The 13,673-nt window shown below is 62.4% G+C and carries 12 protein-coding genes; all 12 read right to left on the bottom strand.

Translation table 11 applies throughout. The features are described from left to right. Positions 1–33: 33 nt before the first annotated feature. Complete coding sequence (nuoG, locus tag AC1Z3V_RS02520) at positions 34–2,604, bottom strand: NADH-quinone oxidoreductase subunit NuoG (protein ID WP_483497042.1); 2,571 nt, start codon at positions 2,602–2,604, stop codon at positions 34–36. A 31-nt stretch (positions 2,605–2,635) separates the two neighbouring features. Next, positions 2,636–3,901 (bottom strand): NADH-quinone oxidoreductase subunit NuoF, encoded by a 1,266-nt coding sequence (nuoF, locus tag AC1Z3V_RS02525; protein WP_483497044.1) that lies wholly within the window; start codon positions 3,899–3,901, stop codon positions 2,636–2,638. A gap of 4 nt (positions 3,902–3,905) precedes the next feature. Continuing rightward, positions 3,906–4,418 (bottom strand): NADH-quinone oxidoreductase subunit NuoE, encoded by a 513-nt coding sequence (gene nuoE / locus AC1Z3V_RS02530; RefSeq protein ID WP_483497046.1) that lies wholly within the window; start codon positions 4,416–4,418, stop codon positions 3,906–3,908. A 16-nt stretch (positions 4,419–4,434) separates the two neighbouring features. After that, the gene (gene nuoD, locus AC1Z3V_RS02535) at positions 4,435–5,649 is read right to left on the bottom strand and encodes an NADH dehydrogenase (quinone) subunit D (RefSeq protein WP_483497047.1); all 1,215 of its coding nucleotides are present in this window, start codon (positions 5,647–5,649) and stop codon (positions 4,435–4,437) included. Between the two features lie 92 nt (positions 5,650–5,741). Then, complete coding sequence (locus AC1Z3V_RS02540; protein WP_483497049.1) at positions 5,742–6,278, bottom strand: NADH-quinone oxidoreductase subunit C; 537 nt, start codon at positions 6,276–6,278, stop codon at positions 5,742–5,744. Further along, the gene (gene nuoB / locus AC1Z3V_RS02545) at positions 6,275–6,778 is read right to left on the bottom strand and encodes an NADH-quinone oxidoreductase subunit NuoB (RefSeq protein WP_173515017.1); all 504 of its coding nucleotides are present in this window, start codon (positions 6,776–6,778) and stop codon (positions 6,275–6,277) included. The genes AC1Z3V_RS02540 and nuoB overlap by 4 nt, the downstream gene beginning before the upstream one ends. Beyond that, positions 6,766–7,131 carry an NADH-quinone oxidoreductase subunit A gene (locus AC1Z3V_RS02550; RefSeq protein WP_483497050.1) on the bottom strand — a complete coding sequence of 122 codons (366 nt, stop codon included), beginning with the start codon at positions 7,129–7,131 and terminating at the stop codon, positions 6,766–6,768. The genes nuoB and AC1Z3V_RS02550 overlap by 13 nt, the downstream gene beginning before the upstream one ends. A gap of 155 nt (positions 7,132–7,286) precedes the next feature. Next, complete coding sequence (locus AC1Z3V_RS02555; protein ID WP_483497051.1) at positions 7,287–8,723, bottom strand: NADH-quinone oxidoreductase subunit N; 1,437 nt, start codon at positions 8,721–8,723, stop codon at positions 7,287–7,289. Continuing rightward, complete coding sequence (locus tag AC1Z3V_RS02560) at positions 8,720–10,195, bottom strand: complex I subunit 4 family protein (protein ID WP_483497053.1); 1,476 nt, start codon at positions 10,193–10,195, stop codon at positions 8,720–8,722. Before AC1Z3V_RS02560 ends, AC1Z3V_RS02555 begins: the two co-directional genes overlap by 4 nt. Before the next feature lie 8 nt (positions 10,196–10,203). After that, entirely contained in the window at positions 10,204–11,964 is a 1,761-nt protein-coding gene (locus AC1Z3V_RS02565) for a Na(+)/H(+) antiporter subunit D (RefSeq protein ID WP_483497054.1), read from the bottom strand. Next, positions 11,957–12,211: a hypothetical protein gene (locus tag AC1Z3V_RS02570; RefSeq protein WP_483497055.1), complete on the bottom strand. Its 255-nt coding sequence runs from the start codon at positions 12,209–12,211 to the stop codon at positions 11,957–11,959. Before AC1Z3V_RS02570 ends, AC1Z3V_RS02565 begins: the two co-directional genes overlap by 8 nt. Next, positions 12,208–13,671, bottom strand: coding sequence for a monovalent cation/H+ antiporter subunit D family protein (locus AC1Z3V_RS02575; protein ID WP_483497056.1), 1,464 nt, complete (start codon positions 13,669–13,671; stop codon positions 12,208–12,210). The genes AC1Z3V_RS02570 and AC1Z3V_RS02575 overlap by 4 nt, the downstream gene beginning before the upstream one ends. Positions 13,672–13,673: the final 2 nt, after the last annotated feature.

Below are 13,673 nucleotides of genomic sequence, written 5' to 3' on the forward strand. Positions count from 1 at the left end.
CGCCGCGCCTCGCGGGCGCTTCGTGACCAACCCTCATGCTCCGCGCCAGATCCGGGTCCTGCCGTCGGCTTCGCGCGCAGCTTGCGCCCTTTGGACCTCGACTGGACACGGGTATTCGCCTCGCCGCATCAAGCTGTTGAGGCGCAAAGACCGAAAGTTTTCGGGAACGAAGACGAGGCCCTTGGGAAATGCCTTGTCGACTTTGAGCTGCGCCGTCAGCGTACCGCGGGGCGAACGAACGACCACCTGATCACCATCCGAAAGGCCAAGCTGCGCAGCGTCCTCGGCGCTCAACGCGACATAGGGATCGTTCGCGACCGTGTTCAGGATCTCCGAGCGCTCTGAAAGATAGCCATTGTGGAACAGGCAGTTGCCCGTGATGAGCACGAGCCCGTCGCCCTTCCGCGAGACAGGTGGCGGAGCGCAGAAAGCACCCGCCGGCGGCGGGCCCGCCTTGGTGAAGGCGCCGTCGGCGCCAAGCCCTGGCCAAGTCAACGCCTGATAGGCCGGAATCAGCTGGGCGATCTCTTCGAAAATCTCGACCTGCGTCGAATGCTGCAATGTTTGGCCGCGCATCGCTGCGACAAAATCGAAGATCGCGAGATTGCCTCGCGCCTCGAAGACCGGTTCCCGGAACTTGCGCACCTGCTGGACGCGGCCCTCGTTGTTGGTAAAGCTGCCGGGTTCTTCACCGTAGCCCGCTGCCGGCAAGACGACTTCGGCGAGACCCGCCGTCTCCGTCAGGAAACTGTCCTGCACGATCAGCAGATCGACGGCACCGAGGGCCTGGGCGACGAACTCCCTGTCCGGATAGGCGATCATTGGGTCGGTTCCGACGAGGTAGAGCATCCCCATCTGCCCAGCGGCGCAGAGATCCAGCATCCCGTCGAGATCGACGCCCGGCTCATGGCGGATTTCGGCCGCCCAGTCCCGGGCAAGAGCGGCGCGCCGCGTGTCGTCGGCGACCGCCTGCAGCCCCGGCAAGGCACCCGCTACGGCCCCCATGTCCCAGGCGCCCAATTGGTTGGCGCGATCGAAGAGGAGCTGCAACGCCGGGGCCTTGCCGAGGAGGCGGAGAAGTTGCAACAGGTTGCTGAGCTGCTGCAACGACGCGCGCGCTTCGGACGACCTCAGGAGATCGACACTGACAAGCACGGTGGCGGTGCTGCCTTCATTGAGCGCGGCGGCCAGACGATCAGGTCCGTCGCTGCCATTGCCCGCCGGCCGGCCTTTCGTCGCTCCGAGTTCGTCAAGAGCGTCGCCCGGCAGTTTCTCACCGGCCGCCACAGCAAGTCGAGCGACCACGGCCGCAATGTTCGCGGCCTCTCCACCGGGGGGCACGCGAACCACAACATCGGCATCGGCGTCGAGACGGGACGGCCGCGTCGTGAGCATGAGCAATCCGGTGCGCCGCCGCCGGGCAGCATCCCGCAGCAGATATTCGGTAACCGGATTTTCCTCCGTCACATTGCCGCCGATGACAAGCACCCGATCGACGCCGATCACCTCCTTCAGCGGCGCACGCGTGTAGTTCGCCATCAGCGGGGCGAGCGCATCGAAGGGAGTGGACCAGCGCGACGAGCAGTCGATGTTGTTGGTTCTAAAGACCGTGCGCATCAGTTTCTGGAACTGATAGAGCACCTCGTTCGGCAGGCGCGGCGAGACAATTCCGCCAGCCGCCTTGCTTTCGACCGCTGCCAGCCGCCGACGCAGATAGGCTCCTGTTTCATCCCAGGAAACCGGAGCCAGGATGCCATCGCGGCGGATCATCGGTCGCTTGATCCGATCGTGTCCCTCGATGAAGTCGAGGCCGAAGCGGCCACGCACGCAGAGCGTTTCGCGGTTGACGCCGTGCTCCTCCTTGGAGCGGACCCGCATGAACTCGCCTTTGCGCGCCCCGACGGTCAACTGGCAGCCGGTCCCGCAATGCGGGCAGACAGTGTCGGTCTCGGCGAGGTCCCAGGGTCGTGCCTTGTAGCGATAGGGGAAGCTCATCAATGCGCCGACCGGGCAGACCTCGATGCAGTTGCCGCACTGGTCGCAGCTGGCGAGACTGCCCTCGAACCCGGTGACGGCCGTATCCATGCCTTTCTCGACGGTGCCAAGGGCGACCGCGCCGACGACCTCCTCGCACATGCGCACACAGCGCTGGCACTGGATGCAGCGGTTGACATTCATGATGACGACTGGGCTCAGCCGAATGTCGCGGGAGTGGAAGACACGCTTGGGATCACGAAAGCGGCTTTTCCCCGGACCATAGGCCATCACCATGTCCTGAAGTTCGCATTCGCCGCCCTTGTCGCAGATCGGACAGTCGAGCGGGTGGTTGGCGAGCAACATGTCGAGCATGGATGAGCGCGTTTCATCAATCAACGGCGTGTCGGTTCGCACGACCATGCCTTCCATGACCGCGGTGGCGCAGGAAGGCTGTAGCCGGCGCAGTCCCTCGATCTCGACGAGACACATGCGACAGGAGGCGAGCGGCGGCAGGCGCTTCAGGTAGCAGAAGGTCGGAATCTCTATGCCCAATCGCTGCGCGGCCTGCAGCACCGTCGTACCGGCATCAACGTCGAGTGTCTGTCCATTGATCGTAACGCTTACCATGACTTACTCGCGCCCTCGCCGAGGGCGTCCCTCAAACAAACGGGCAGCGCCGCTCTTCGATATGGGCGACGAACTCATCGCGGAAGTGCGTCAGCGAGGCCCGCAGGCCCATCGCCGCACCGTCACCCAAGGCACAAAAGGTATTGCCGAAAATGCCCTTGCAGAGCATGTCCAGCTGCTCCATGTCGCCGGGCGCGCCCTCGCCAGCTTCGATCCGGCGAAGCACTTTCACCACCCAGTTCAAGCCCTCGCGGCAGGGCGTGCACTTGCCGCAGGACTCGTGGTGAAAGAACTCGATGATCCGGGTGGCGACCTTGACCATGCAGGTCGTGTCGTCAACAACGATCACCCCGGCCGAGCCGAGCATGGAGCCAACGGCGGCAAGCGAGTCGAAATCCATCCCGACGTCCAGGCCCTGCTCCGGGATCACCGGCGCGGAAACCCCACCTGGTATCACCGCCTTGATCTTGCGCCCGGTCGGCGGCCCGCCGGCATGGTCCTCGACGAGTTCGCGAAGCGGAACTCCCATCGGCAATTCGTAAAGCCCCGGTTTGCGCACATGCCCGCTGACGCAGTAAAGCTTCGGGCCGGGGCTCTTCTCGGGCCCGATGCCACGGAACCAATCGGCGCCGCGCACCACGATATGCGGCACACAGACCAGGGTCTCGACATTGTTGATGACCGTCGGGCTGGCATAGAGCCCCGCGACCGCCGGGAACGGCGGCTTCAGGCGCGGCTGCGCTCTCTTGCCCTCAAGCGAGTCGAGCATCGCAGTCTCCTCGCCGCAGATATAGGCGCCCGCGCCGCAGTGGACGTGCACGACGAAATTGAAATCCGATCCGAGTATCCGCGCCCCTAGATACCCCTTGGCCTCGGCTTCTGCGATCGCCTGTTCCAGGCGTCGGATCGCCAGCACGTACTCCCCGCGGACATAGACATAGGCGACCTCGGCCCCGATCGCGTAGGCGCTGATGACCATGCCTTCGATCAGTTGGTGCGGGTCCCGCTCCATGATGAGCCGGTCCTTGAAGGTTCCGGGCTCTCCCTCGTCGGCGTTGCAGCAGAGATATTTCGGCTTGTCTGCCCGCTTCGGCACGAAGCTCCATTTCATTCCCGTAGGAAAGCCGGCTCCGCCCCTGCCCCGCAGATTCGATCTTTTTATGAGCTCAATGACGTCGTCGGGCGTGTATTCCTTGAGCGCCTTCTCCAGTGCCCGATAACCGCCGCCAGCCTCATAGGTGGAGAGGAGATATCCATCCGGCACGTTCATGTTTTTCAAAAGGACCGGCTCGAACATGATGCTATTCCCCCGGGGATTCCGTAGCAGCAAGATCCGCGCCGATCGTGCGGGGCACCGTCGCGCGCAGCCGGGCGAGGAGCGCATCGATCCGCGCAATGTCGAGATTGCCGTGATAGTCGTCGCCGACTTGCATCACCGGGGCCATCTCGCAGGCCCCCAGGCATTCGACGGTCGAGAGCGTGAACAGGCCATCCTGTGTGGTGCCGCCCTTCTCGATCCCGAGAACGTCCTCCAGATGCCTCAGCAGATCCTCCGATCGCCGCAGCATGCAGGAAACATTGTCGCAGAGCTGCAGATGAAACTTCCCCACCGGCTCGGTGTGGAAAAGCGTGTAGAAGGTCGCAAGCTCGTAGACCCAGATCCGCTCGACGCCGAGGATTTCTGCCACCTCCTCCAGCACCGGCCCAGGCAAATGGCCATGTTTCCGCTGCGCGATCAGAAGCGCGGGCATGATCGCCGAGCGCCGATCGGGGTACCGCGCCGCCGCCTGTTCGATCTTTTCGCGCATCGTCATCACGTCAAAATCCCCGCTACTTGTCCACCTCCGCCATGACGGGATCGAGGCTGCCGAGCACGGCGATCATGTCCGCCAGATAGCGGGCGTTCGTCACCCCGAAGACTGCCTGGAGGTTGACGAACGAGGGCGCCCTGACCTTCATGCGGAACGGCTTCGGCGAGCCGTCGCTGATGATGTAGAAGCCGAGCTCGCCTTTGGGCGCCTCGATTGCCGAATAGACCTCGCCCTTCGGCACGTTGAAGCCATAGGCCGACAGGTCGAAATGCTGGATCAACGCCTCCATCGAACAATGCACGCGCTCCTTGTCGACGGGGAAGGCGACAGTCGGCATGTCGATCTGGAACGGTCCCTCGGGCATCTGCTCGACGCATTGTTCGATGATCCGAAGGCTTTCACGCATCTCATCGACCCGGCACCTCCAACGCGCATAACAATCGCCCTCCCCGCGGGTGACGACATTGAATTCAAGCCGGTCGTAAATCTCGTAAGGCTCGTCACGGCGGATGTCCCAATCGACGCCGGAAGCCCGCAGGTTGGGGCCACTCAGGCCGAGATCAATGGCGTCCTCGGCAGCGATTACGCCGATGCCCTGAGTGCGTTTGAGGAACACCCGGTTGTTCTCGAGCAGCCGCTCGTAGTCGCGGATCCGGTTCGGGAAGATGTCGCAAAACTCCCTGATCTTCGCAAAGAACCCCTCAGGCAGGTCCTCGCGCACGCCGCCGACCCGACAGAAGGAGGTGTGCATGCGCGCACCGGTGATCATTTCCAGGAGATCCATAATCATTTCGCGCTCGCGCATGACGTAAAGCAGTGCGGTCATGGCGCCGAGATCCATCGGCAGCGCACCGGTGATCAAAAGATGACCGGAGATGCGCGCGAGTTCCGCCATCATCACGCGGATATATTGCGCCCGGATCGGCGCCTCGATGCCGAGCAGCTTCTCGACCGCGAGCGCGAAGGCCAGGTTGTTCGACGGTGGACAGAGATAGTCGAGCCGATCGGTCAGCGGGAAGATCTGGGTATAGGTAAAGCTCTCCGCCAGCTTTTCGGTGCCGCGATGCAGGTAGCCGATATGGGGATCAACGCGCTCGACATACTCGCCGTCCAACTGAAGGACGAGCCGGAGGACCCCATGGGTGCTGGGGTGCTGGGGTCCGAGGTTGAGAAGCACTTCCTTGCTATTGAGCGCTTCACCTTCCGGTCTCGTGAGCTCGGTGACTTCGGTCATCTCAACTTTCCGGCGTCGATCGGCTTGCGTAGTTCACGATGATTTCGGATCCGTCCAAACCGCAAACCGCGCACACCTTGCCTTCTCCCTCCCTATGGTATGTCCCGGGTGGCGAGGTCGGGCTGTGTCGGCGGCGGACCTTCGGCACCAAACGGGTTCAGCTTGTCCTTGTAACCCCTGAGCGGGAAATCCTTGCGCTGGGGAAAGCCCTCGAAGCCCTCCCACATGTAGATCCGGCGCAAGTCGGGATGTCCCAGAAAGCGGATGCCATACATGTCCCAGGCCTCGCGCTCGTGCCAGTTGGCGGTGCGCCAGACCCCGGTGACAGAGGGGACTTCGGGCGGATCGCCAAGCCGACACTTGATGCGGACCCGCCAACGATTGGGCAGTGAATAGAGGTGGTACACCGCCTCGAAGCGCGGTGTTTCGGGATAATGGTCGACCCCGCAGATGTCGGAAAGGAAATTGAACCGAAGCTCCGGCTGGTCTTTCAGGAAACGGCAGAACTCGACGATCTTTTCAGGCGGAACGGCAAAGACATCGATGTCATGCACGTTGCCGAGATCCTCGATCGCTTGCCCGAAGCGCTCCAGGATCGGAGCGCGATTGAGAGACGGCTCCACACTCATGATGCCGCAGCCCGATCGAGAGGCGTTCCGGCGAGCGCGCGGGACCTCTTGATCTTCTCTTGCAGCAGCAGGAAACCGTGCATCAGCGCCTCGGGGCGCGGTGGGCAGCCAGGCACGTGCACATCGACCGGCACGAAGGTTTCAGAGCCTTGCACGACGGCATAGGTGTTGTAGACGCCGCCCGATATGGCACAGGTGCCCATGGCGATCACCCAGCGCGGCTCCGGCATCTGGTCGTAGAGCCGGCGCACGACAGGAGCGAATTTTCGGGTGACGGTGCCGGCGATGATCATCACGTCGGACTGCCGCGGCGAAGGGCGGAACACCACACCGAACCGATCGAGATCGTAGCGCGCGCAACCCGCCGAGATCATTTCGATGGCGCAGCAGGCGATCCCGAAGGTTTCGGGCCACAGGGCCGATCTTCGGCTCCAACTGATGACGCTGTCGGCCGTGGTGAACAGGACGCTATCCTGGATCGTGTTTCCTATTCCTCCCATTCCAGCGCTCCTTTCAGCCAGGCATAGGCGAAACCCACGAGAAGCAGCACGATGAAGGCGAACATCTCAAGATAGCCGACGATACCAATCTCCTTGAGGACGACCGCCCAGGGGAAGAGAAACATCGCCTCGACATCGAAGACGACCAAGAGGATCGCGAGGATGAAGAACTGCACCCTGAATCGCCCACCGGCTGCCTCGCCTGATGGGTCCATGCCGCATTCATAGGGCATGTTCTTTTCGGGGTAAGGATTGGACGGCCGCAACAGCGAGGAAACAAAAAGTGTTCCCCCCGCCACCAGAACAATTCCGGCGATCATGATAAGAACCGGCAGGAAATCCGCTGCAGACATGGCGCGCAGCCCTGTCACCTATCGGGGGGCGTTGCACAAGCCGCGATCGGCTCCTTCGGGCCGGTAACGCGGTCGCCCCAGGGAAGCGACGAAGGGCATTCCTTTCCTAAACCGCTAGTTTATTCCGTCGGATAGGCCAATGCAAATCCGATCGCTCAGCCGCCGAAAGCTGACTGCTGCGCCAGCCTCAGGAACCACGCAGGAAACAAACCGATGCCGACAGTGCCGGCGGCGGTGACGGCGAGAGCGGCGCCGACCAGGGGCGTCAGCGCCGGCTCGAACTCCCGCGCCGGCTCGCGCATGAACATCACCATGACGATACGGATGTAGAAATAGGCGGCAACGGCGCTCAAGAGCACTGCGATCACGGCCAGCAAGACGAAACCACGTTCGACAAGCGCCACCAGCACATAGAACTTGGCGAAAAATCCGGCTGTCGGCGGAATGCCCGCGAGCGAGAACAGATAGAGCAACATCAACAATGCCAGCCCCGGATGCATCTTGGCGAAACCCGCGTAGTCCTCGATAACCTCGCCCGAGAAATTGCCGTTCCGCATCATGATGACGGCACCGAAGATACCGAGATTCATGAAGGTGTAGATCAGCAGGTAGAGCATCACGCTGGCGATCCCGTCGGCACCGCCGGCCACGATGCCGAAAATGGCAAAGCCGGCATGGGCGATGCTGGAATAGGCGAGCAGGCGCTTGAAATTATCCTGCACCAGCGCCACGAAACTGCCGAGCGCCATCGTCACCACCGCGATCACGGCCAATATGATCCAGACGTTGGAGCCTGCAACCAGCGGGTTGAGGAACACTCTGAGGATTACCGCGAAGCCCGCCGCCTTGGGCCCGACGGACATGAAGGCGGTTATCGTCGTCGGTGCGCCCTCGTAGACATCCGGCACCCACATGTGGAACGGCACCGCGCCAATCTTGAAAACCAGTCCGGCGACGATGAAGACCACCGCCAGCAGCAGGCCCGGATCGAGCGGATCGGCGGTGACGGCCGCCGCCATCCGGTCCAGTTGCGTCGTGCCGGTGAGGCCGTAGACCAGCGAGACGCCATAGAGAAAAATCCCGGTCGAGACCGCGCCGAGGATCACGTATTTCAGCGCCGCCTCGTTTGACCGTTGTTCACGCCGCAGGAAGCCGGTCAGCACGTAGGTGCAGAGCACCATCAATTCGAGGCCGACATAGATCGACAGGAGATCGATGGCCGAGGCCATGATCATCATTCCAGAAAGTGCAAGGAGCAACAGGACGTAGTATTCGCTGCCGCCGATCCCCTCAATGTCGGCATAATTGCGCGAGAGCAGAAACGTCAGGACGATCGCCAGGTAGAACAGCGATTTGAAGAAGACGGAGAACGGGTCGGCGACGAACATGCCCGCATAGGCCGAGGGCCCGCCCGACAGCGTGAATGTTGCCAGGGCGGCAAAGAGCACGACTGCGACCGAGGCCCAGACAAGGGTGGCTTCCTGTCCCTTCGGCACCAGTTGTCCGACGATCAGCAGGATGCAAGCTCCCGCAACCACGGTGATTTCGGGCAGGCTCGCGAGGATCGAGGGAAGGAGCGCTGCGGCGGTCATGGGGCGCTCCCCTTGTCTTGGACGTGCTGCAAGAGATGCATCGCCGAGCTATCGATGATGGCGAGAAAAGGCTTCGGGTAGAGCCCGACCCAAAGCACGAAGACGGCAAGCGGCAAGATCGCTGCCATCTCGCGGCCATTGACATCGCGGACCTTAAAGCGCGCACCGACGCTCGCCGGGCCAAGCGCTACCCTCCGATACATGCCGAGCAGATAGGCCGCACCCAGCAATGCGCCCAAAACCGCGACCGCGCCAAGAGCAAGGTTGGCCGCAAACCCACCCGACAGCACCAGCAACTCGCCGACGAACGCGTTCGTCCCCGGCAGTGCCATCGAGGACAGCACGAACAGCGCCAGAAACCCGGTGTAGACAGGCGCCACCTTCATCAAGCCGCCATAGTCGGCGATGCTGCGGGTGTGGGTCCGCTCGTAGATCAGGCCGACGAACAGAAACAGCGCGCCGGTCGTCACGCCATGATTGAACATCTGCAGGATGCTGCCCTGGAGCCCGAGCGGGTTGAGGGCAAAAATCCCAAGCGTCACGAAACCCATGTGGCTGATGCTGGAATAGGCCACCAGTTTCTTCAAATCGTCCTGCGCCAGCGCAAGCAGGCCGCCGTAGACGATCGCGAGTGCCGAGAGCGCCATCATCAGGGTCGAATAATATACCGAGGCCTCCGGCAGCATCGGCAGCGAAAACCTCAGGAACCCGTAGGCGCCCATCTTCAGAAGCACACCGGCGAGGATGATGCTGCCCGCCGTCGGAGCCTGCACGTGGGCGTCCGGCAGCCAGGTATGGAGGGGAACCATCGGCACCTTGACCGCAAATGCCACGAGGAAGGCGAAGAACAGCCAGGACTGAACGTCGAACGGCAGGTCAAGTGCCATCAAGGCGAGGATGTCGAAGGTCCTGCCGCCCTCGAAATACAGCACGATGATGCCGACCAGGAACAGGAGGCTGCCCGCCAAGGTGTAGAGGAAGAACTTGAACGCCGCATAGACCCGACCGTCGCCGCCCCAGACGCCGATGATCAGATACATCGGGATCAGCATCGCTTCCCAGCAGACGTAGAACAGAAAGAGGTCAAGCGCCGAAAACACACCCAGCATCAAGGCCTGCATCGCCAGCAGGCTGATCGTGAACTGCTTCACCTTGCGGTCGATGGCGATCCATGAGGCGAGCACCGAGATCCAGCCCAACAGCGCCGTGAGAAACACGAAGAGGGCGCTGATTCCGTCGACGCCGAGCGCAAACGTAATGCCGAGCGCCGGCACCCATGGGCGCCTCTCGACGAATTGCATCCCGGAGGTCCCGGTGTCGAAACCGGCAAGCATCGCGATGGTGAGCGCCAGGTCGAGTAAAGTGACGGCAAGTGCCGCCCATCGCACGAGATCGTCGCTGCGCAGGAACATCACGACCGCTGCCCCGGCGGCGGGTACGAAGACGATCAGGCTGAGCAGAGGGAATGCCATCACACCCCCTACTGCCACACGACGGCAAAAACGGCGACCGCCGCGATCACACCGGCGATCATGGCCAGCGCGTAGTGCGTGACGACGCCGGTCTGCAGACGCCGGAGTGCGCCACCGCCAACAAGGATCGCGCGGGCGAGGCCATTCACGGCGGCATCGACGCCATTGAGATCGACCCGCAGTCCGGCCCGCGCCGTCCCGTGCAGGAGCGGCAGCGCAACGGAGTCGGACACGTTGCTCACCGCCTTTTCATAGCGCGCCACCGGCTTCTCGGCGAACCACAGGAAAGCCTGCGCGCCCTTTCGGTAGAACCAGTCCGTGTCGATGCTAACAGTGTTTTCCGGATCGAGCGCTTTCAGGAACAGGACGAAGCCCAGAGCGGTAAACATCAGCAGAGCGAGGCTCTCGGTGACATGAGCGCCGGTATAGGGCTCGAAGGCGACAGGATAGGGAAGGAGCGCGTAGAGCGGTTCCGGGAACATGCCAATCACGATGCAAAACACCGCGGCAATAGCCATGGCAACCAGCATGTTGCGAGGCGGCTCGCGCCCTTCCAGCTTTCGATCGTGTCCGAAAAACATGTAATACGGCAGCTTGAGGCCGGTGTGCAGGAACGTCCCCGACGATGCCATCGTGAGCGCCAGAACCACGAGCGCCCGGTGGTCCTGCCCGGCGGCGGCTATGACCATCGACTTGGTGACGAAACCCGAAAAGAACGGAAAGGCCGAGATCGCGAAGGCGCCGACCATGTAGAGGGCAACCGTCAGCGGCATGGTCTTGTAGAGCCCACCCAGTTCGGTGAGCTTGCGCCGCCCGGTGACCTCGATCACCGCCCCTGCCCCCATGAAGAGAAGCGCCTTGTAGAGGATATGGGCGAAGGCGTGGCTGGTGGCTCCGTTCACGGCCATCTCGGTACCGATACCGATGCCCGCCACCATGTAGCCCACCTGGCTGACGATGTGATAGGCGAGCAGCCGCCGACAGTCGTTTTCGAGCACCGCATAGATGACGCCGTAGAGCGCCATCACCGTGCCGAGCCAGACGAGAAGCTCGGTCCCGGGGAACGCGCGCGCCAGCACGTAGACGGCCGTCTTGGTGGTGAAGGCGCTCATGAACACCGCCCCCGTGACGGTCGCTTCAGGATAGGCGTCGGTCAGCCAGGCGTTGAGCGGCGGCACCGCAGCATTGAGGAGGAAGCCTGCAAGGATCAGATAGCCGCCGGTATCCATCGTTCCCGCAATCGGGCCGAAGAGCAGCGAGCCGGCGGCGAGCCCGTGAAGCACGATGCCGCCGAGCAGAACGACACCACCCGTGACATGAACCATCAGATAGCGGAAGGCGGCACGGATCGCCCATTCGCCCCCTTGCGCGAAGACCAGATAGGCCGAGGCGAGCGCCATGCCTTCCCAAAAGAGGTAGAGCGTCAGGTAATCGCCGGCGAAGACCACGCCGAGCGCGCCGCCAACATAGACGAAGGCCGCCACATGCTGGCCCGCCGTTGGCAGATGCAGCGCGTAGATCGTGCCGATCAACGCCATGATGGTGAAAACGGTGGCAAAGACGATGCTGAGCTTGTCGACCTTTACAAACAGGATTTCCTGCCCGATGAATTGCCCTGCGCCATGACTACCTGGCTCCATCGTGAGGACCGCGACGATCGCCAAAGCCGGAATCAGCACCAGATAGGTCTTGCGGATCGCCCCCTTCAGGAACGGGATCGGCACGGCGCCGAGAATGAACAGAAGGGCGGGATGGACGAAATCAATCATAATAGTCCTCGCGCCGCATGAGCCCGCCCTGATGGCCGAGGAACTTGGAAACGAAAATGAGCAGCACGCAGGAGCCGAAGCCATAGGCGGCAGACCAGCCAGGCAAGCGGTCCCAGAGATATTCGGCGTGTTCGCGCGGAACCAGAAGATCGGCGACGACGACCAGAACGAGCACGAGATAGAACAATCGGCGGCGTGACCTCGCATGGCCCTCGTCACCAAAGAAATCGACGACACGCTTGATCATCTGACCACTCCTTCCGCCAATGCGAGGAAGTAACCGGGGAAGATGCCCATCAGCACCGACAAGGCGGCGGTCGCGACCAGCGGGATCGTTACCAGCGGAATTTCACGGACCGGCTCCACCGCTCCCGGTGCCTCCGCTTTGAAAAAAGCGATATAGCTCACCGGCAGGAAGTAGGCGGCGTTGAGGACCGAGCTCGCCAAGAGGACGGCCAGGAAAGCCATCTCTCCCGCTTCGACCGAGCCGAGCGTCAGATACCACTTGCTGACGAAACCGGCGGTCGGCGGCACGCCGATCATGCTGAGTGAAGCGACGAAGAAGGCCCCCATCGTCCAGGGCAGCCGGCGGCCAATGCCGGCCATGTCGCTGATGTTTCGTTTTCCCGAGGCGCAGTAGATCGATCCGGCACAGAAGAACAGTGTGATCTTGGAGAAGGCGTGCACCGCGATGTGAATGATACCGCCGACCATCGCGACGGGGGATAAAAGCACAGCGCCCAGCACCACGTAGGAGAGCTGGCTGACGGTCGAATAGGCAAGTCGCGCCTTGAGGTCATCCCGCGTCAGAGCATAGATCGACGCCATCAAGATGGTGAATGAAACGAGATAGGCCGTTGCAATTCCGAGCCCCAGCCTGCCGACCAGATCCACGCCGAAGACATGGAACACGACCCGCAGCACGCAGAACACGCCCATCTTCACCACCGCCACGGCATGCAAGAGCGCACTGACCGGCGTCGGTGCAACCATTGCAGCAGGCAGCCAGGCATGCATCGGCATCACCGCGGCCTTGGCGAAGCCGAAGAGGTAGCAGAAATAGATAATCGTCAGCAGCGGCGCCGAGGCATCGGCCTTCGCCAGCAACCCTCCGGGTAGAAAGTCGAGTGATCCGGCGATTTGATAAGTCAGCGCCAGCGCGGCGAGAAGCACGCTCTTCGACGCCCCCATCAGGTAGACGAGGTACTTGCGGCTTCCCGCCCAGGCCTCTTCGTCCTCATGGTGGTAGACGAGCGGATAGGTTACGAGGCTCAGCACCTCGTAGAAGATCACCAGCGTGAACAGATTGGCGGCAAAAGCACCACCGACTGCCGCCGCGAGACTGGTTGCAAAACAGGCGAAGAAGCGGGTCTGCGCGTGCTCGTTCAGGTGCCGCATGTAGCCGATGGAATAGACCGCCGCGACAATCCAAAGGAGCGACGAGACGGTGGCAAACACCATGCCGAGCGCATCGACCCGGAAAGCGAAGTCGATCCCCGGCAGGATCTCGAACAGGTGCAATTCGACGGTGCCACCCGCGAGCACGGTGGGCGCCATCGAGATCACGATCGCGAACATGGCGACCGCGGCCGGAGGCGAGACGGCATCCCGGATTTTCTCATGCTTGTTCAGAAGGAGAACTGCAAGCGCCGCCAGCCCGGCGATGGCGACGGCAAGTAGCGGCCGGACTGATAGCACCGGTTCCAAGC

Source organism: Ensifer sp. 38_S197 (assembly GCF_056924495.1).

Bases quoted from the DNA above. Each gene is read 5' to 3' on its own strand.
- nuoG (WP_483497042.1), bottom strand. From the start codon at position 2,604: ATGGTAAGCGTTACGATCAATGGACAGACACTCGACGTTGATGCCGGT.
- nuoF (WP_483497044.1), bottom strand. From the start codon at position 3,901: ATGTTCGAGCCGGTCCTTTTGAAAAACATGAACGTGCCGGATGGATAT.
- nuoE (WP_483497046.1), bottom strand. From the start codon at position 4,418: ATGACGATGCGCGAAAAGATCGAACAGGCGGCGGCGCGGTACCCCGAT.
- nuoD (WP_483497047.1), bottom strand. From the start codon at position 5,649: ATGACCGAAGTCACCGAGCTCACGAGACCGGAAGGTGAAGCGCTCAAT.
- AC1Z3V_RS02540 (WP_483497049.1), bottom strand. From the start codon at position 6,278: ATGAGTGTGGAGCCGTCTCTCAATCGCGCTCCGATCCTGGAGCGCTTC.
- nuoB (WP_173515017.1), bottom strand. From the start codon at position 6,778: ATGGGAGGAATAGGAAACACGATCCAGGATAGCGTCCTGTTCACCACG.
- AC1Z3V_RS02550 (WP_483497050.1), bottom strand. From the start codon at position 7,131: ATGTCTGCAGCGGATTTCCTGCCGGTTCTTATCATGATCGCCGGAATT.
- AC1Z3V_RS02555 (WP_483497051.1), bottom strand. From the start codon at position 8,723: ATGACCGCCGCAGCGCTCCTTCCCTCGATCCTCGCGAGCCTGCCCGAA.
- AC1Z3V_RS02560 (WP_483497053.1), bottom strand. From the start codon at position 10,195: ATGGCATTCCCTCTGCTCAGCCTGATCGTCTTCGTACCCGCCGCCGGG.
- AC1Z3V_RS02565 (WP_483497054.1), bottom strand. From the start codon at position 11,964: ATGATTGATTTCGTCCATCCCGCCCTTCTGTTCATTCTCGGCGCCGTG.
- AC1Z3V_RS02570 (WP_483497055.1), bottom strand. From the start codon at position 12,211: ATGATCAAGCGTGTCGTCGATTTCTTTGGTGACGAGGGCCATGCGAGG.